17 protein-coding genes and 1 pseudogene are annotated in these 18933 nt (G+C 43.8%); 11 read left to right on the forward strand and 7 right to left on the reverse strand.

The genetic code is table 11. The features are described 5' to 3' along the window. Nucleotides 1-104 precede the first annotated feature (104 nt). The 7 genes from AOX59_RS17880 to rfbA are packed head-to-tail and all read right to left on the reverse strand — an operon-like array spanning nt 105 to nt 6781. Entirely contained in the window at nt 105-1784 is a 1680-nt protein-coding gene (locus AOX59_RS17880) for a DUF6044 family protein (protein ID WP_068447618.1), read from the reverse strand. Continuing rightward, on the reverse strand, nt 1747-2859 hold the full coding sequence (gene rffA / locus AOX59_RS17885) for a dTDP-4-amino-4,6-dideoxygalactose transaminase (RefSeq protein ID WP_068447620.1): 1113 nt from the start codon (nt 2857-2859) through the stop codon (nt 1747-1749). Before rffA ends, AOX59_RS17880 begins: the two co-directional genes overlap by 38 nt. 10 nt (nt 2860-2869) lie before the next feature. Then, nucleotides 2870-3235: a DMT family transporter gene (locus AOX59_RS17890; protein WP_068447622.1), complete on the reverse strand. Its 366-nt coding sequence runs from the start codon at nt 3233-3235 to the stop codon at nt 2870-2872. Next, entirely contained in the window at nt 3235-3927 is a 693-nt protein-coding gene (locus AOX59_RS17895; RefSeq protein WP_237049316.1) for a GNAT family N-acetyltransferase, read from the reverse strand. The genes AOX59_RS17890 and AOX59_RS17895 overlap by 1 nt, the downstream gene beginning before the upstream one ends. Continuing rightward, the gene (locus AOX59_RS17900) at nt 3914-4864 is read right to left on the reverse strand and encodes a glycosyltransferase family 2 protein (RefSeq protein ID WP_068447624.1); all 951 of its coding nucleotides are present in this window, start codon (nt 4862-4864) and stop codon (nt 3914-3916) included. The genes AOX59_RS17895 and AOX59_RS17900 overlap by 14 nt, the downstream gene beginning before the upstream one ends. Continuing rightward, the gene (gene rfbB, locus AOX59_RS17905; RefSeq protein ID WP_068447626.1) at nt 4843-5856 is read right to left on the reverse strand and encodes a dTDP-glucose 4,6-dehydratase; all 1014 of its coding nucleotides are present in this window, start codon (nt 5854-5856) and stop codon (nt 4843-4845) included. The genes AOX59_RS17900 and rfbB overlap by 22 nt, the downstream gene beginning before the upstream one ends. Then, nucleotides 5849-6781, reverse strand: a complete 933-nt coding sequence (rfbA, locus tag AOX59_RS17910) for a glucose-1-phosphate thymidylyltransferase RfbA (protein ID WP_068447628.1) — start codon at nt 6779-6781, stop codon at nt 5849-5851. The genes rfbB and rfbA overlap by 8 nt, the downstream gene beginning before the upstream one ends. 315 nt (nt 6782-7096) lie before the next feature. Between rfbA and AOX59_RS17915 the strand changes: the two genes are divergently transcribed. The 11 genes and pseudogenes from AOX59_RS17915 to AOX59_RS17965 form a co-directional block, all read left to right on the forward strand. Further along, nucleotides 7097-7393, forward strand: a complete 297-nt coding sequence (locus AOX59_RS17915) for a hypothetical protein (RefSeq protein WP_068447631.1) — start codon at nt 7097-7099, stop codon at nt 7391-7393. 46 nt (nt 7394-7439) lie between these two features. After that, on the forward strand, nt 7440-9821 hold the full coding sequence (locus AOX59_RS17920; RefSeq protein ID WP_082684255.1) for a penicillin acylase family protein: 2382 nt from the start codon (nt 7440-7442) through the stop codon (nt 9819-9821). A 15-nt stretch (nt 9822-9836) separates the two neighbouring features. Then, complete coding sequence (gene rpiA, locus AOX59_RS17925) at nt 9837-10514, forward strand: ribose-5-phosphate isomerase RpiA (RefSeq protein ID WP_068447632.1); 678 nt, start codon at nt 9837-9839, stop codon at nt 10512-10514. A 138-nt stretch (nt 10515-10652) separates the two neighbouring features. After that, entirely contained in the window at nt 10653-13295 is a 2643-nt protein-coding gene (locus tag AOX59_RS17930) for a sigma 54-interacting transcriptional regulator (RefSeq protein ID WP_068447635.1), read from the forward strand. A 228-nt stretch (nt 13296-13523) separates the two neighbouring features. Beyond that, the gene (locus AOX59_RS17935; RefSeq protein WP_068447637.1) at nt 13524-13754 is read left to right on the forward strand and encodes a hypothetical protein; all 231 of its coding nucleotides are present in this window, start codon (nt 13524-13526) and stop codon (nt 13752-13754) included. Nucleotides 13755-13778: 24 nt separating this feature from the next. Then, nucleotides 13779-14093, forward strand: coding sequence for a PTS sugar transporter subunit IIB (locus tag AOX59_RS17940; protein WP_068447639.1), 315 nt, complete (start codon nt 13779-13781; stop codon nt 14091-14093). A 16-nt stretch (nt 14094-14109) separates the two neighbouring features. Continuing rightward, nucleotides 14110-15408: a PTS sugar transporter subunit IIC gene (locus tag AOX59_RS17945; RefSeq protein ID WP_068447641.1), complete on the forward strand. Its 1299-nt coding sequence runs from the start codon at nt 14110-14112 to the stop codon at nt 15406-15408. Nucleotides 15409-15441: 33 nt separating this feature from the next. Beyond that, nucleotides 15442-15774, forward strand: coding sequence for a PTS lactose/cellobiose transporter subunit IIA (locus tag AOX59_RS17950; protein WP_068447644.1), 333 nt, complete (start codon nt 15442-15444; stop codon nt 15772-15774). A gap of 67 nt (nt 15775-15841) precedes the next feature. Further along, nucleotides 15842-16828 (forward strand): Gfo/Idh/MocA family protein, encoded by a 987-nt coding sequence (locus AOX59_RS17955; protein ID WP_068447646.1) that lies wholly within the window; start codon nt 15842-15844, stop codon nt 16826-16828. A 394-nt stretch (nt 16829-17222) separates the two neighbouring features. Beyond that, complete coding sequence (locus tag AOX59_RS17960) at nt 17223-18341, forward strand: glycerate kinase (protein WP_068447649.1); 1119 nt, start codon at nt 17223-17225, stop codon at nt 18339-18341. A 175-nt stretch (nt 18342-18516) separates the two neighbouring features. Next, a pseudogene (locus tag AOX59_RS17965) lies at nt 18517-18861 on the forward strand (GntT/GntP/DsdX family permease); the annotation flags it as partial. Nucleotides 18862-18933: the final 72 nt, after the last annotated feature.

Raw genomic sequence — 18933 nt, forward strand, 5'->3', positions numbered from 1 at the left:
GCCCGCAGAGCATTTCTTTGTAGTTAAAACACTTTTGTGCCAGCCTCTTGTTTCCAGATTTTCCGGTAATGATGCGGCTGAATTGCTGCCGGCGATATCTATTCTTATTCACTTTCCACCCGATACAAATAAATTTTATAGATCGACTCATTATTTTCAAAGCTCCGTTCAAATGCAAGCTGATTTTCATCGTGATTTTCAATCGGCAATGCTGAAAGAACATAATCACCGCCCATGTCATTGAGTGCATCTGTATTGATATCCAGGTTATCGAGCGTTTTATCGCTGTTTTTTGTAAATATATAGTTTTCGCCAAGCTCAGCAACATACATATATATACGGCCGCCCCACGTATCAAAATAATTTTCCAATGAAGCATTTTTCGCAAGTTCCGGTGCAATGATTTCTCTGAATTGATGCTTATATTCCAGCGGGAAGCTGTTATTATAAGTGTCCAGTGTATAAAAGCCATTGAACTGTGCGACAGTGGGATGCATGGCGATACTTACAACGCGGTATTCAGACTGCTCCCGGCCGATATAGTCTTCAATTGATTCAAAGAGCTCTTCTGAATAAAACTCAGCATATGTCGGCTGGTTCAGTCTGTCATATTTCACTTCTTCATTCAGCCAAAATAAACTTAAGGTTTGGGCAATGAGCACAAGGATTACAAATGTTTTCCCGAATCGTATATGTTTCCATAAAATCCACAGTGCAAGAGCGAGTGCGATATACCAGATCATCGGATCGAGAAAATGAATGCGGCTGAAATTGAACGTATTGGCGATCATAAAGTTGTCTTTCACAATGCGCCAGCCTTCCCAGTACCAGAATGCATACCAGAGCGAGAGCAACACATTGGCGAGGAGCATAGCAATGAGCCATTTAGGATTTACCCGGCGGAAAGTTGCCACAACAAGAGCTATTCCAATAATCGGCAGAATGATATATGTATGGATAGCCATATCATGGGTGTGTCCGGTCAAAAAGTTCTCGAAAAACAGACTTATGGTATCGCTAAGGTTGTTATGCCCCAGATTAAGTTCTTCGCGATGGGACGTAAAGCCTTCATTGATGAACATTGAGTAAAGAACCATATAGTTTTTAATCAGATAGATGCCACTCATGGCGGCTGTTGCTGTAAAAAGTGCCCAATTGCTTTGTTTCAAGCGAACCCAGTCAACCAGCCACAGAACCCCCATCAGACCAAGAAAGAAAACAAATGTTAAAATGAAACTGGAGAAAAATGGTATTAGCATTAACGTTAGCCAATGGTACCAGGGTGTCTGCCAGCCACGGTCCCGGATGGATAGGAACAAATAAAGCGCAAGCGGCAGCCCGGCAATGGAAAGCCAGCCTGATGGCCAAAAAGGAAGCAAGGCAAACGTCAGAGCAACTCCCGTTATAATCCATTTGGAGCCTATAAACCTTCTCAAAAGTAAATACATCCCGAAAAATCCGGCAAATCTCATGATTGTCTGACCGATCGTATAGGCAGTCATCGGCTCAAACAGGACATAAAGCCATACCATGAAATCAAAAGGTGTGGCGAGCGTGCTTCGGGGGAGGCCATTGATGACATTCGGCAATTCGGTCATCGAAAAAAATTGGCCGCTTTCTGCCAGCAGTTTGTACCAAACAATATTCGAATCCAGATTATCGTGATGACGGATATGTGTATCTTCACCAAGAATGAAATACGGCGACAGATAAACGATGATAATCAGACAAGCTATCAGGATATGTTTATAATTTGAAAAAATGTTTGATACGGCTGATGACATGATCCACATCCTTTTCTTCAATACCATAATATAATGGCAGACGTACTATTTTATCGCTTTCAGCTGTTGTGAATATATCCTCCCCTGCAAACTTTCCAAACTGTTTCCCGGCATGCGAGGAATGCAGGGGGACGTAATGCGAAACGGCCATAATGCCGTTATCTTTTAAATGATTCATTAATTCATGACGATGCTCGGTTTTAATATAAAACATATGTGCATTGTGTGTGCACTCATCCGGCACATGCGGCAGCGAAATCGTTTCAATACTTTTGAGCCCGTCATAATACTTTCTCCATGTTTTCAATCTGTCGTCCATAATCTGACCGGCATGTTCAAGCTGGACCCAAAGATATGCCGCACTCAATTCGTTCAGCAGATAAGACGAACCGACGTCGCGCCAGGAATATTTATCGACCATTCCTTTGGCAAATTGTTTCCGGTTGGTTCCTTTTTCCTGCAGTATTTCAGCGCGCTCGACTGACGCCGTATGATTAATGACCAATGCGCCGCCTTCACCGCACGTGATATTTTTGGTTTCATGGAAACTGAAGGTGCTGAAATGACCGATTGTGCCCAGCTGTTTTCCGTTATATGTACTTGTCAATGCCTGGGCCGCGTCTTCAATTACCCATAAATTGTTCTTATCGGCTATTTCCATAATCGCATCCATATCACAGCCGATTCCGGCATAATGGACAACGGTAATGGCTTTCGTTTTATCGGTTACAGCTCTTTCAACGGCTGCGGGAGATATGTTCATCGTTTCAGGTTCAACATCCACAAATCGGATGTTTGCGCCTCTAAGGGCAAAAGCATTGGCTGTTGAGACAAACGTATAGGATGGCATGATGATTTCATCGCCTGGATTTGTCTCAATCAGAAGAGCGGTCATTTCCAATGCGCCTGTGCAGGAAGGGGTAAGAATCGCCTTTTCACAGCCAAGATAGTCTTCAAGCCAATTGGTGCACCTTAATCCGAATGGCCCATTGCCGGACAGCTTTTGATTGGCTATCGCTTCCTGTATTGCGGTTTCTTCTTTTCCGATATAGCATGGTTTGTTAAAGTTCAGCATTTCTTACACCTCACAATGATTGACTTGTTACGACGATGCCGGCAATTATCAAGCCAAGTCCCAAAACTTTTTGCATGGTTACAGGGTCCCCAAATAAGAAAATTGACAGCACAAACACCAGCAGAAATGAAAGACTCATAAACGGATAGGCATAGCTGATATTAAATTTGGTCATGGCGGCCATCCAGCTTAAGGCAGCAAGGAAGGCAGAGGCAAAACCGGATAAAATCCATGGGTTCAATAAAAGCTGAAAGAGAAACAAAAATTTATCCCATAGTCCGGCCGGAAGCGCCCCCACCTGATCCATCTGCCATTTCAATACAAGTTGACCGTAGACGGTGAAGATGACCGTTGAAAAAATATAATAATAGCCCATTACGTTACCTCGCCGTTCAGTTTATGGTAGACATCCACCGTGTTCTTGAGCCGGAATCCGAGGGCATAAAACAGGTTCAATGACGCAACATTGGCAGCAGAGATGGAGGTGTACAATTCATCATACCCGGACTTCAGTTGCTCCTTGCACGCCATGCTGGTGAAGGCTTTGGCGAGACCTCGGGAACGGTATTCTTCACGCATGCCTAAGAGAAGTACTTTATCCGATTCAAATCCGTAAAAGCCGGCTGTGTCGTTGTCATAGTTAAGCGCAATGATTTTCCCACTTTCGATTAAATCATTGACCCAATTCATGTACCTTGTGTCAGCCATTGAATCGGGAATGTTAAAGTCTCTGTGGAATCGACCGTGTGTGAAAACTTCCTCAGCAATTTCCAGGATTTCATCCGGATTATAATTTGTGGAAAGGCTCGTATGATCTTCATGAAAAAGTGTCAGATTGTCTTTTTTGCAGACGGGTTCAATTAAAGTATCCACATAATAAAATCCATGATCAAGCAGTGGTTTAGTGTTTTCAAGCGGGCTAATCTTGATTGTATAATGACCTTCATGCTGCTCTGTTTCCTTTAGAGCTTCTTCGTCTGTTGTCAACATCTCATAAGTGTTAATGTTAAAATTTCGCTTGTCCCAAGGGGTTTCACGTAAATGGGTCATGTTATCACCTTTCTTCATCCTTGTCTTCTGTCGTTTTTCGTATCAAATAAAGCGGTCTATTTTTCGTTTCGTTAAAAACTTTTCCGATATAGAGGCCGAGAACCCCGAAATTGAAAAAAATCAAACCGCCAATGAAATAAATTGAGACCATGACACTCGTCCAGCCCTGAACAGGCTGGTCAAGAAAGAAATAGCGTATGAACAAGTACATGCCATACACGAGTGAGCCAAGCGCCAATAAAAATCCAAATTGAATGGACAGCCGGAGCGGTTTATTTGATTGGGATATGATCGCATCTGTTGCCAGCGTGACCAGTTTTTTAAGGTTATAGGTGGTGCTTCCTTCTTTTCGGGCATTGTGCTCGACCGGGACGTTTCCTGTTGTGTAGCCCATCCATTGAATAAATAGCGGGAAAAATCGATTTTGTTCACGCATCGTGCGATATGCTTCAACGACTTTCTTTTCACTTATGCTGAAGTTGGCGATGCTGTGGTCAGATACAGACCCGCTGAAATAATCGTACACACGATAAAATAGCTGTGATGTTTTTCGTTTGAACCAGTTGTCCTGGCGTTCGGTACGATTGGCGAAGACCACTTCATAGCCTTCAATAGCTTTTTCATACAGCGTTTGTATTTCCTCGGGACGATCTTGAAGGTCACAGTCCATGACAACTGTCCAGTCGCCGGATGTATAATCCAGTCCTGCCGTGATGGCGTGATGCTGGCCAAAGTTTCGGGCAAAATCAATTCCCTTAATCCTGTCGTCCTGTTCGTGCAGTTCCTGGATCGTTTCCCATGCATTATCGGGACTTGCATCATTGACCAGGATAATTTCGAAGTCGGCTGGAATCGATTCGATTGTGGTTGCAGCACGTCTGCACAATTCTTTCAGGCAGCTTTTGCAGCCGTAGACAGGTACGACGATGGAGATCAATGGGAGACCTTTTCCCATTGATTAACATACCATTCAACAGTTTTATAAATTCCTTTTTCAAAAGGGGTAGAAGGTGTCCAGCCGAGTGCGTTTTTAATTTTGCTGTAATCCACTGAATAGCGGCGGTCATGGCCTTGCCTGTCATCAATGAACGTAATCAGTTCCTTATGACTGTATTGTCCCGGTTTTAAATGGTCAAGAATATCACAAATCATCATTGCCAGTTCGTGGTTCGTTTTTTCATTTCCGCCACCGACATTGTATTTTTCTAATGTTTTGCCGTTATGATAAATCAAATCGAGCGCCTCACAGTGGTCCGTGACATAAACCCAGTCTCGCACATTCTTCCCGTCGCCGTAAATGGGGATTGGCTGACCTTTCAGTGCATTGGCTATGATGGTCGGAATGAGTTTCTCTTCGTGCTGAGCAGGACCATAATTATTGGAACTGCTGGAGGTTACAACATTCATGCCATACGTGTGACCGAAGCTTTTGACAAGCATGTCGGCTCCGGCTTTGGATGCGCTGTAGGGATTGCGCGGATCATAAGGTTTGCGTTCGTTAAATTTTTCATCAGAATCCAAGCCTAGTGATCCATAGACTTCATCAGTAGATATTTGATGGAACCGCCGCGTATCAAGTTCATCGGCATTATTCCAAGCTTCCCGCGCTGCCTGGAGAAGAACGGCGGTGCCAAGCATATTTGATTCGATAAATGTTTTAACATCTTTTATTGAACGATCGACATGGGATTCAGCGGCAAAGTTGACGACTCCGCCAATATCGTATTCTGAAAAAATATCATTTATGAATTGTTCATCCGCAATATCACCCTCGATAAAATGATAGTTTTCATCATCAATGACTGCTTCTAAGTTCTTTTTTGAACCGGCATATGTCAGTTTATCTATCGTCATAATGTGGGTTTCGGGGTATTTCTGTCTGATATAACGGATGAAGTGCGAGGCAATGAACCCGGCACCGCCTGTCACCAGCATTGATTTATTCATTTTGAACCATCTCCAGTACAGGGTTTTTGTCGATTTTTTCCCAGTATTGTTCAGTGTGTTTACGGTCGGCAATCTCCATCAAGTATTGCCCGTAATCGGTCTTTTTCATTCTTTCGCCTTTTTGATGCAGTGATTGTTTGCTGAGATAGCCCAAATAATAAGCGATTTCTTCAAGACAGGCAATCTTGAAACCCTGGCGCTGCTCGGTGATTTTCACAAATTCCGCAGCATCGAACAAAGCTTCATGGGTACCGGCGTCCATCCAGGCAAAGCCTCTGCCCAATAGCTGCACATCAAGCTGATCGCCTTTCAGGTATTCTTTATTCAAGTCGGTAATTTCCGTTTCGCCACGCTTGGAAATTGGCAATCGTTTGGCGATTTGGACAGCACGGTAGTCGTAAATATAGAGCCCCGCTGCCGCGAAATCGGATTTTGGATCTTCCGGCTTCTCTTCCAGGGAGGTAACTTTCTGATTTTCATCGAACCCAACAACGCCAAACCGTCTCGGGTCTTTCACCCGAATGCCGAATATGGTGGCGTTCTTGTGATTTTGCAAGGCTTCCCTGAAAAGTGTGGTGAACCCCTGCCCATAGAAAATATTGTCGCCAAGGATTAACGTCACATCGTCATATCCGATAAAGTCTTCCGCTAAAATAAATGCATCCGGGATGCCGTTTGGTTCTGATTGTTCTTTAAAGTGCAAATTAATGCCAAATGCCGAACCGTCTCCAAGCATTTCCCGGAAACGCGGGAGATCTTCCGGCGTCGTGATAATCATGATATCTTTTATGCCGCCGAGCATCAGGACAGACAGCGGATAATATATCATGGGTTTATCATAGACGTTCAATAAGTGTTTGTTAACGCCGTTTGTACTTGGTGCGAGCCGTGTCCCGCTTCCTCCTGCCAGTATGATGCCTTTCATTAAAATCACTCCCTGCAAGCTTTATGATTGTTTAGCCGTGCTCACTTTTCTTATAGTTTCCTATATATACTTATTGCCGTTTTTAAAGAAAATAATCTTACAATTTAATTTCATGTTGATTACAGACTATTAAGGGCAATTGGTGCTTTGGTCCTGTGTGTGAGACTTTTTTCATTTGGTCCTTTACGTGAATTTTATTGCTCGTTAATATCTTAGTTGATGTAAACGACGACGTATTATGAAAAATGTGTGAGTGCAATGATACCGCTCCGGAAATACACTCCAGCTTTCCGCGGGCGGCTGGTGAGCCTCCTCGTGCTCGTCGCACTGCGGGGTCTCACCGATACCTTTGTTCCCGCAGGAGTCTGGAGTGTATTTCCTGCGCTAATATGGTCATTGATTGAAGCGGAGGGCAGTCGACTCCTGCGGGAAAACGGGCAGCTGAGATCTGAGCAGGAAGCGGTTTTTGCTTCCGAGGAAGCTGAAGCGTTGCCCGCGGAAAGCGACTGCCCGGAGCGGAAATCAATCCTGCTACGTAGCTGTTCCTGGATTTTTGTCAAAAACAACAACCCCTTAGAAATGAGTCTTTATTTGCAGGACTTTGCTGGCTGACAGCGAAATATAGAATGAAAGAGATCATTTCAGAGGGGGTTTTTCATTGGAAACACAAGAGGTGGTGGGAGCACCGGGGAAGAAAAAGCGAAATAAAAAAAAGATAACCTTCATCACACTTGCCGTGTTGGCAGCTATCGCTGTTCTGGCATTTATTTTTCTCAACCTTTACATCAACCGGTCAATCGCACAGGTTGAGGGGGAGATTGAATTGCCGAAGCTAAGAGATGACGTGACCATCTTAACCGATGATAACGGGGTGCCACACATCAATGCAAATAATGCGCATGACCTGTATATGGCACAGGGCTATGTTCAGGCAAACAGCAGGATGTTCCAGATGGAGATGTCACGCAGGCAGGCGTCCGGCACATTAAGCGAGGTTGTTGGCGAGGCGTCGGTCGAACAGGATAAATATTTCAGGACACTGGGTTTAAGGCGGGCAGCTGAAGCGTCATATGACATCTATTCAGACGAAAGCAAGCAAGTATTGCAATGGTTTGCTGATGGCGTTAACGCATACATCGATGAGGCGACATCATCCAACAGCTTACCCGTTGAATTTACATTGATGGGGGCAGAGCCTGAAGAATGGACACCTATTGATTCATTGACAATCGGCAAATATATGGCGTTTGATCTGGGTGGTCACTGGGAACGTCAGGCGTTCAATTATTATGCCTTGAATCAATTTCCTCAAGAAAAAGCATATGAATTATTCCCTGCCTATCCTGAGAATAAGCCGACAATTATCGAAGAAGAGGAAGTGGATGTTGCAGCAAGTTTTAAAGATGCCGTTATTCCCCACGCCTTTAATGGAAGCAATAACTGGGTCGTGAGTGGGGATAAAACCTCATCCGGCATGCCGCTCTTGGCAAATGATCCGCATCTTGGACTGGCAACACCGTCCATTTGGTATCAAATGCATTTGACATCCCCGGATACCAATGTCAGCGGGGTGATTTTTGCCGGCGTTCCCGGTATCATTCTCGGTCATAACGATTCGATTGCCTGGGGTGTCACTAATACAGGACCTGATGTGCAGCAGTTGTATGTGGAAAAGCAAAATCCTGAAGAGCCGCATGAATTTTTATATGACGGAAAATGGGAAGAGGCTGATGTGATTGATGAACCGATTGAAGTGAAAGACAGTGAAACGATCGATTATCAGGTGGTGGAAACGCGGCATGGACCGGTCATTTCGGAGTTTAGCAATGAATCTGCCGGTGGTACGGTGATGTCGCTTCGCTGGACGGCATTGGAAGCAACAACAGAACTGGAGGCGATTTTGGAAATTAATCAGGCATCAGACTGGAATGAGTTTGAGCAGGGGCTGGAAAAATTTCTTGTACCTGCGCAAAATTTTGTGTTTGCAGGAAAAGATGGGACAATTGCTTATAAAGCGAATGGCAATATCCCCATCTATGACAAAGCGGAGGATGCGCTATTGCCGTTGGAAGGTTGGAAAAAAGAAAACGAATGGGAAGGCTATATACCATTTGACGAACTTCCCACTGTCATTAATCCTGATAAAGGTTTTATCGCAACAGCCAATAATAAAATTGTCGGCGAAGAAGATTACCCATATCATATCAGCCATGTCTGGGCACAGCCATACAGATATGAACGAATTTCAGAAGTTTTGTCAGCGGGCGAGAGTTTGACCGCCGACGACATGAAAGCATTGCAAATGGACCAGACAAATTTGCAGGCACGTGAATTTGTACCGTTTTTTATGGAAGTCCTTGAGGGGCAAGATCTTACTGCAGAACAGAATGAAGCACTTAAATTACTGTCTGATTGGGATTATACAGATGAAAAGCATGCTCCCCAGCCGCTGATATTCCATCGCTGGATGAATGAAATTGAAGCGATATTATATGACGATGAATTACCGAATGAGATAATGGAATTATTTGGCGGAAAGGGTCAGACAACCGATGAACTGCTGAGAAAAGGCGATGAATCGATTTGGATTCAGGAAAATGGTGGGCTGCAAGAAGTACTGCAAACCTCACTGAACAATACGCTAAATCAGCTTAGAGATGAATATGGCAGTACGATGGATGACTGGCAGTGGGGCGCTTATCATCAAGTTCAGTTTGATCATCCGCTCTCAGAAATCAGTCCGTTCCTTGCGTTCTTTTTTAATCGCGAAAATCCAATCCCGGTAGGCGGAAGCAGTGTTACACCAATGGCGGCCAGTTATGATGCCGCATCCGGAATTGTCAATCACGGTGCGTCATGGCGTTTTGTTATGGATACAGCCGAAGCGAAAAGTTATCAGCTCGTCGCACCGGGACAGGCCGGACATTTTAGAAGTGAATGGTATCATGATCAGATGGATGATTGGGCTCGCGGAGCATATCACGTGACGAAAACAGAAGAAAATGATGGAATGAAATTAACATTGACACCAAACAGATGAAGGAGAGGATTCGGCATGGCAAATCAGGATAATGCCAAGAAATTAGCAGGAGAAGCATCACTGCGGCACATTGAAAATGGGATGACAATCGGACTGGGATCAGGTTCAACGGTTTACTGGATGATGCGCAGGCTCGGTCAATATGTACAGGAAGGGCTTGATGTTAAAGGGATTGCCTCTTCCCGGCAAACTGAAAACTGGGCTAAGGAATTCGGTGTGCCGCTGACAAATTTTCACGAAACACAGCATATTGATATCACTATTGATGGGGCTGATGAGGTTGATGAAGCATGGAATTTGATTAAAGGCGGCGGCGGAGCGCTCGTCAGGGAAAAGGTGATCGCGGATGCAGCTGATAAGTTTGTCATCATTATAGATGAGTCCAAACTCGTCTCACACTTAGGAGATTTTCGTCTGCCGGTCGAAATATTGCCATTCGGCTGGGAAGTGACGGCTGAGCGAATTGCTGGCCTGGGAGGCGTATCGGCGCTGCGACAAGGAGCTGAAGGAGCTTTTGTTTCTGATAACGGCAACTATATTGTCGATTGTGATTTTGGTGCGATAAATGATCCGAAGTTGCTGCATCAGCATTTAAAGCAGTTGACCGGCGTTGTGGAAACCGGTTTGTTCGTCAGCATGGCTGATGACGTCATTGCCGGATATGCTGATGAGGCAAAATCGTTAAAGGAATGAGATGACATAAGCTTTTAACGCCCAAATCGGCCTGGGGGGTGAAGTGATGGGGAATGAATTATTCCTCTGTCCCTGCTAGAATAGACTTAGAATTGAAAATGTCTAAGAATGAGGTTACATATACAGATGAGTCGAATCATGGATATTTATCAACAATTACAAAAAATCGGCGAGAATGGTGCAACTGCCGAGGAGATTGGCGATTCAATGGAGATTGATCGTTCAACAGCAAGCCGGTATTTAAATGACCTTGTGAAAGCTAACCGCATTATCAAAATACCGGGCAAACCTGTAAAGTATACGATAACGCAGACCGAAGACGATCATTCTTCTGAGGGTAATGTCATAGGAAGCGGCGAAAGTCTCCAGCCGCTTTTGGAAACCGGGATGGCCGCATTATTATATCCATCCAGACCACTACCGATTCTCTTGACGGGCGAAACCGGAACAGGTAAATCATATTTGGCTGAAAAACTATCCAATATGGCAATCGAGAACACAAAGGGTAACAACGATGTTCCGTTTATTGCGTTTAATTGTGCTGATTATGCACAAAATCCGGAGCTGCTTGTCGGGCAGATTTTTGGCATTAAAGAGGGGGCCTTCACCGGGGCGACCGAGAATAAGACCGGACTTGTGGAACAGGCGGATGGCGGTATTTTATTCCTGGATGAAATTCACCGGCTCCCGCCATCAGGCCAGGAAATGTTGTTTTATATGATGGACAAAGGGGTTTACCATCGTCTCGGGGAAGCGACCAGGGAACGCCGTGCTGAAGTGGCATTGATTGGAGCAACCACTGAAGAGTCTGAAAACTACCTGCTCTCAACTTTACTCCGTCGTTTTTCAGTGAAACTCGATGTGCCGCCATTAAGGGAGCGGACAACTGATGAACGTAAAGCACTCATTGACCACTTTTTGACGGATGAAGCAGCCAAAATGAAAGCGGAACTGTCGATTGAAGATACCTGCCGTCAAGCATTTCTTGCGTATGATTGTCCCGGCAACATCGGCCAGCTGAAAAGTGATATTCAAATTGCCTGTGCACACGCTTATTTACGTTATTTGAATAAACAGGATGATAAAGTGCTTGTGAAGCTGGAGGATTTTCCCGGGGACAACCCAGTCAAAACGAGTAACATCCAACAAACCAAATCAACTCGGAAAATTGAATCCGGCTCCCCGGCCAAGTCAACTTCTCATTTGTTTCCAAATATTTATGAGCGGCTTGATTCCAAAAATAAGGCTAGTCGGAACAGAGATAACGATGATTTGCAAAAGGTTGTGCTGGACTATATACGGGATTTGACGGAAGAGTATCAGCAGCCATCATTTTCCCGGAACAGCTGGCAGCACTTGATAGATGATGACTTATTTCAGGTGCTGGAGAATACATTGGATAATTTAAATGCCATCTTGCCTCATGAAATTCATAAAAGTCAGCTGTATGTGATTGGTCTGCACTTGCAAAATTACCGGAATCATTTACGTGAAAATGTGCAAAAAGATCCCATTCCGGTCATGATTCACCCGAATGCTACCTATCGTCAGGCCGCTCTTCAGCTTGCCTCACAACTTCAGACAGAGCTGGGCATGGCTTTGCCGCATGAAGAGATCGAACTAATAGCCCATTTTCTGACACCGGAGCAGCATAAGACATCAGATTTAACGGTGGAACAGGAACTGGCAGTTATTCTTGTGACACATGGGAAATCAACGGCTTCTTCCATGGCGGAAGTAACCAATTACTTGCTCGGGAATAATGTCATCAGTGCCGTTGATATGCCCCTGAATATTTCAACAGAAGAGACGTACAGTCGGGTGAAAGAGACGATAAACAGCATGCCTGATATCAGAGGCGCCCTGCTCTTGGTGGATATAGGATCCTTAATTACAATGGGAGACGCGATCCAGCATGAATTGAATGTTCCGGTCAAAACGTTGTCGAGTGTGAATCTGCCAATGGTGCTGGAAGCCGGAAGACAGTCCCTTATTTCCGATCAGACGCTGGATGACATGTATCATGAGGCAAAGAAAGCGTTATTGAGATTTACTGAAAAAGAACAGCAGGAAAACAGTCTGCAAAAGAAACGTCTTATTGCGACGGTTTGTTTCACCGGAGAAGGTGCTGCTCAGCTTTTAGAGTCATGGCTGGAAAATCAGCTCTCAACAGTTGATCACGACGTCCTGATTCGCGCAGTAAGAATTGATCCTGTCACAAAAGACACGTCCGTTTTAACGGATTTGAAAGATTACTACGATGTTATTGCGATTATAGGAACGGTTCCGGTCACCATCGAAGGAATTCCATATATTCCGGCATGGGAGCTGCTACAAAATGAGGGAATCGCCCGAATGCAAAAACTGTTGGAGATTACAAGAAAATCGGCGGTACCGCAGATCGATGACCATGTCTCCGGTGATGACATATATGAACTGATTATTAGAGGACTCCAGGAAATCGTTACGTATTTCAACCCGAAGATATTGGCAGACCTGCTCAGAGAACAAATGCCGCCAATCCGCAATTATTATGGCTGGGACAGCAACCGCGAACTTGGCATGTGGATGCATATTGGCAGTCTGATCGACCGTATTTTGGATACCAAGCTAAAAGAACAGACTGATCAATTCCTGTCATCGATTCCATTGGATAATCTGACAGTCCTTTCTGAAGCGGAACGAGAAATCTGGAACCCGTTATTTAAACAACTTGATAGGACATTTCATATCGAACTCACCGATGATATCAAACGTGAGCTCGTGAAACTCTCCCGTTAAATGTGTGCAATAAAGATTGCACACATTTTTGTGTTGGATTTTTTGTGGAAAAATAGATTGATGGCAATATGGCCAGTCTTGGTATGCGTGTGCTTGAAAAGGGTCTGATTTCTTTTTAAGAGAATTTGGCATGAAATTTGCATTATAAAGGTGGATGCAGACACACTGCAATTTCATGCATGAAAGTTTACCTAACGTGGAAACTACAAAATAGATTGGAGGGATAGGATGAACAAATTAAAGCGGTTTTTTATTATTTATGCCTCGGTTTTTGCATTCATTTGGATTGGTTATGGTCTTTTTTCGGTGGTAACCGGGAAGCCTTCAGCTAATCTTATCCTCGGGTATGGAATTGCATTTTCTATTGTTATTTTTGCTGCATCATGGTTTGCATACTGGCTGATGGGCCATTATAAAAAAGTCGATAAGATGGCTAAAGATATTTTAACCAAAAAATAAATTTTTACAAAGGAGCGATTAGTTATGGCAGATCAAACAAAAGTCATTATATTGTGCAGTTGGGGTGCTACGTCAAGTCAATTGGCCAAAAAAGTACAGGAAGCAGCTGAAAAAAGAGGTCTTGATGTTGAAGCATTCGCTGGGGGTACAGGTGAATTCAAGAAACAAGCAAGCCAATACGACGTTGCGCTGCTTGAACCGCAAGTGCGCCATCTAAAAAAAGAGGTATCCAAAGTGGCTGACGAGCATGATATTCCAATGGAGCTTGTTGATCAGCGGGCATTTGCTTTGATGGATGGTGAAAAAGTTCTTGATCAGATACTAAAATTGAAGAAATAACAGGGGGTAAGTCAACATGAACATGGTAGAATGGATGGAAGATAAGTTAATGGAACCCTTGGGCAAAATCGCTCAAAATAAATATTTACAGTCAATTCGGGATGCGTTTGTCATCTTTGCATTGCCTGTGATTATAACAGGTGCGATTTTCTTGATCATTGCCAACCCTCCGACTTCCCTTGACTGGGGGATTATCAATGCGTGGGAAGATGCCATTGCACCGATTCAGGGACAGATTTTATTCCCGTATAATCTGACATTCGGGATTATGGCGGTGACGGTCGCATTCGGTGTTGGCTACAGTCTGGCTATTCGGCATGATATGGATGCCGCTATGGCTGGTATACTGTCGATGCTGGCATTTTTCATGACAGCGTTCCCGGTAACTGATATTACACAAGTTCCGTTTGGTGAAATTTTGAATTATCTGGGCGGACAAGGATTATTCGTAGCCATTATTTTAGGTATTTTAACGACTGAAGCGATGCGTTTTCTGATTAATAAAGGTGTGGCTTTTGAAATGCCTGCGGGGGTGCCGCCGTATGTTATGCGAACCTTTCGTGCACTCGTGCCATTTCTGCTTATTTTGCCTGCCGTGTGGGTGCTGGCATGGATCGTTTGGGCGAACTTTGGTGTGACCATTCCACAGGCAGTGCTTGATTTATTCAGTCCGCTTGTCTCGGCATCTAACTCATACTGGGCTGCACTTGGTATGATTCTGTTGATGCTGGTGCTTTGGTCGATCGGTATTCATGGCATGAACGTTGTGTCCTCTGTTGCGTATCCGTTCTGGATGACCCAGATGGCTAATAATGCTGATGCGATCAGTGCCGGCAATCCGGGTGAAGCTAACGGTATTGTTACCGAACCCTTTTTCCACATGTTTACACACATCGGTGGTTCCGGTGCGACACTTGGTCTTGCGATATTTCTGCTGTTTGCGACGTCAGTTCAATTAAAACAGGTGGGTAAAACAGCGATTATTCCATCACTTTTCAATATTAATGAACCACTGATTTTCGGGGTGCCGATTGTATTAAATCCATTATTAATTATCCCGTTCGTATTGGGGCCGGTTGTCATTGTGACGATTAACTATATTCTGTTTGCAACGGGCGTTATGCCGCCGGTTGTTGTACAGCCGCCATTTACGGTGCCAATTTTCTTCGGTGGTTTTATCGCAACAGGCGGATCGTTCGTTGCCGGATTGGTACAAATCATGAATGCAGTGATTGCTGCTCTCATTTATTGGCCGTTCTTCAAGCGATATGATAAGCAGCTTGTTCAAGAGGAAAAAGCATCAGAAGAGGCGTAGAAACAGCCAGGAATAAAGAGGAGTGTTTATTTTATGAGTTATGAAGAGATTATGACACAGCTGATTCTTCACGGCGGAAATGCCCGCGGTGCAGCTTATGAAGCGCTTGATGAAGCCGAAGAATATAAATTTGATGAAGCTGAAAAATTGCTGGAAGAAGCAAATGATGAATTTTTAAAAGGTCATAAATATCAGACCGAACTGATACAAAGTCAGGACGAAAAAGCAGTCCCTAGCTTCTTCATGATCCATGCACAGGATCACGTGATGACGGCACAAGCAGAGCTTCAGCTTATTAAACGGATGATTGAACAATTGAAACAGACAGAGAAACTTGAAAAACGGATTGAGAAACTGGAACAATAGAATAAAGCAGTTGAGGGGTGGAAGAACGTTTCCATCCCTTTTCATTAATTGGATCGGAGGGCTGAGGATGAAATTTGGAACAGTTGGTACAGGTTGGATAACAGAGGCCTTTATTGAAGCCGCAAAGGAATCAGAAAGCTTAACATACACAGCGGTCTATTCCAGACAAGTGGAAAAAGCTAAAACCTTCGCTGAAAAACATAATGCAGAACTAGTTTTTAATAACATAAAAAAGATGGCAGCAAGTGAGGAGTTGGATGCTGTTTATATCGCCTCACCAAACGCGATGCATTTTGAACACGTCTTAACCTTTCTGGAACATAAGAAACACGTTATCTGTGAAAAACCGATATTTTCCAATTTAAAAGAATGGAACAAGGCCTATGAAACGGCTGCTGACAATAATGTTTTTTTGTTTGAGGCCATGCGCAATCTCCACTCACCTAATTTTGCCAGCGTGCAGGAAGGGCTGCAAAAAATCGGCCAAGTCCGCAGCATGATCCTGCCATTTGTGCAATATTCGTCACGATATGATAAATACTTGGCAGGGGAGAAGCCGAATATATTTACAGCCAAATTTTCAGGTGGTGCCCTGGTGGATCTTGGGGTCTATCCATTAGCGCTTTCAGCGGGACTGTTTGGCAAACCTGAAACGGCAGCTTATTTTCCGGTGAAACTCGATAGCGGCGTGGATGGCAGTGGTGCATTGGTACTGACATATCCTGGATTTTCCGGAACGATTTTGTGCTCTAAAATAGCGCAATCTTCCAATCAGTGTGAGATCCACGGCGAAAAAGGGACACTGTTTTTTGACAATGCAGGGGATATGTACAATCCGAAAGTGGTTATGAACAGCACCAAGGAAGAAATAAGGCTCGAGGCAGATGATCATCCAAATAATATGGTTTATGAAGCGAAAGAATTTGCCCGTATTATTAAATCCGGTGACACCGATAAATATGAGCGGCTGAAACAGATCAGTTACGATGTGCTTGAAGTTACTGAAAAAGTACGGAAAGAAAATGGAATTGTTTTTGATAGTGAGAAGGAATGAGGGCCACGAACGGGTCCTCTTTTTCTATAATGAACATTCTGAAGCCTTCTATAACATTTTGGGCTAAGCTACAATGCAATTTTCCTCGAACTATGGCTCTAAAACAAGGTTCATCTACAACAATACAACCAGTCTATAGCGCTTTTGACCACATTATAGCGATACTTACATCGATTAAATCTCATCCAATTTTGTTGAATATCACAAATACCTGCATTAAGATAATGGATATCAGATGGCATGATATTAAAAGTAATCAGGAGTAGAAGAGAAATATAACTGTGCAATTGCACAATTTTTTAAATGCAATATATCTAACATTTCATATATTATGCTAATTGTTAACGCTTTCAAAATATTATTAAATAAACATATATAAGAAAAGGAGTATAGTATGAACATTGTGGTCGCGCCAGATTCTTTTAAAGGAAGTTTAACATCAATTAAAGCATCAGAAATTATGAAAAAAGCCATTACAATAATCGATAAAGACTGCCGTGTCAGTTTAAAACCAATGGCAGATGGTGGCGAAGGGACATTGGAATCAATGCTTGCTTCTACAAAAGGACAGCGAATCTCCATAACATGTACGGGTCCATTAGGTGAAAAAGCAGACACATCGTATGCCATTGTTGATTCACACACTGCAATCATTGAGTGTGCTAGTATTGCAGGGTTGGTTCAGGTGCCGGAAGATGAGCGAAATCCGGATTTAACCACAACTTTGGGAATTGGTGAGGCAATGATGGATGCACTGGACAAGGGCTGTACTTCGTTTGTCCTTGGTCTCGGAGGCAGTGCTACAAACGATGGCGGTTTAGGAATGCTTATGGCGTTGGGGATGAAAGCATGGGATCAAAAGGGTAGTGAAGTTGGTCCATACGGTAAAGATGTACAGCAAGTTAGTCGTGTAAGCTTTAAAGATATCGATGAAAGGCTTGCCGAAACTGATATTAAAGTTGCAAGTGATGTTGATAATCCGTTATGCGGCGAAAGGGGGGCAACTCATGTTTATGGGCCACAAAAAGGGTTGAGAAAAGAGGACCTGGAGCGATATGATTCTGCTCTGGACCGATACGGAGATGCAGTTGAATCTGTCTTGGAGAAACATTATAGAAATATACCCGGAGCAGGGGCAGCAGGTGGCCTCGGCTTTGCTTTATTAGCCATTGGAGGGAGTCTTGTTTCCGGGGCAAAACTTTTAGCGGATGCCATGAACACAGAAGAAGCAATCCAGAATGCTGACCTTGTTCTGACAGGTGAAGGGCAGAGTGATGAACAGACGCTTTACGGGAAAGCACCTGGCTATATTGCATCTTTGGCCCAAAAATATCATGTTCCAGCTGTTTTGATTTCAGGCAGTTTGGATGGAAACTTGGATGTTTTAGGTGAAAAATTTTCGGGTTGTTTTTCAATCGTTAATAAGCCGTTGTCACTCAAGGAGTGTATGGAAAATGCTGATCAACTGCTTTATGAACAGACAAAACAAGTAATTCGTTTATCCCGTATTTAACAGACAGTAAACCGGCGAAAACGGCGGCTAACTGTCCCTAATTGTCCGTTTCTGTTCGGGCCAACAGGATGATGGTCTCAGGAGGCGTTGGCTATTGACGTGGCGAAGTTACCCTTTGCTCCTTTTAATCAGTGGGGACAACCCCTACTGCATCCAGGGTTTTGGTGAAAATGCATTTTTCACCGGTGCAATGTTTATTTTTATCCCATTCCTGATTGCGGCTGCGTTAAAGTCAGCTCAAGGTTCTTCAACTGCTGCCCTTGTCATCACATCTACATTAATAGCACCGTTACTTCCGGAAGTTGGGGTAACTGGAGCGATTCCACTTGCTTTAGTGGTTATGTCAGTAGGTGCCGGTGCAATGGTTGTTTCTCATGTCAATGACAGTTACTTCTGGGTTGTGAAAGAATTTAGCGGCATGTCCGTGACTCAAGCATATAAAGCACAAACTGCCGGAACGTTATTACAAGGAATTGTGGCAATTATGGTTACGTTCATTTTGTGGTTACTGCTGGTTTAGTTAAAATAAGCGTTCAAGAGCTTGAAGGTCTTGGACGCTTATTTATTGTAAAGAATTAGCCCTGATTCCTTA

Source organism: Lentibacillus amyloliquefaciens, assembly GCF_001307805.1.
GTDB classification, from domain to species: Bacteria; Bacillota; Bacilli; order Bacillales; family Amphibacillaceae; genus Lentibacillus; species Lentibacillus amyloliquefaciens.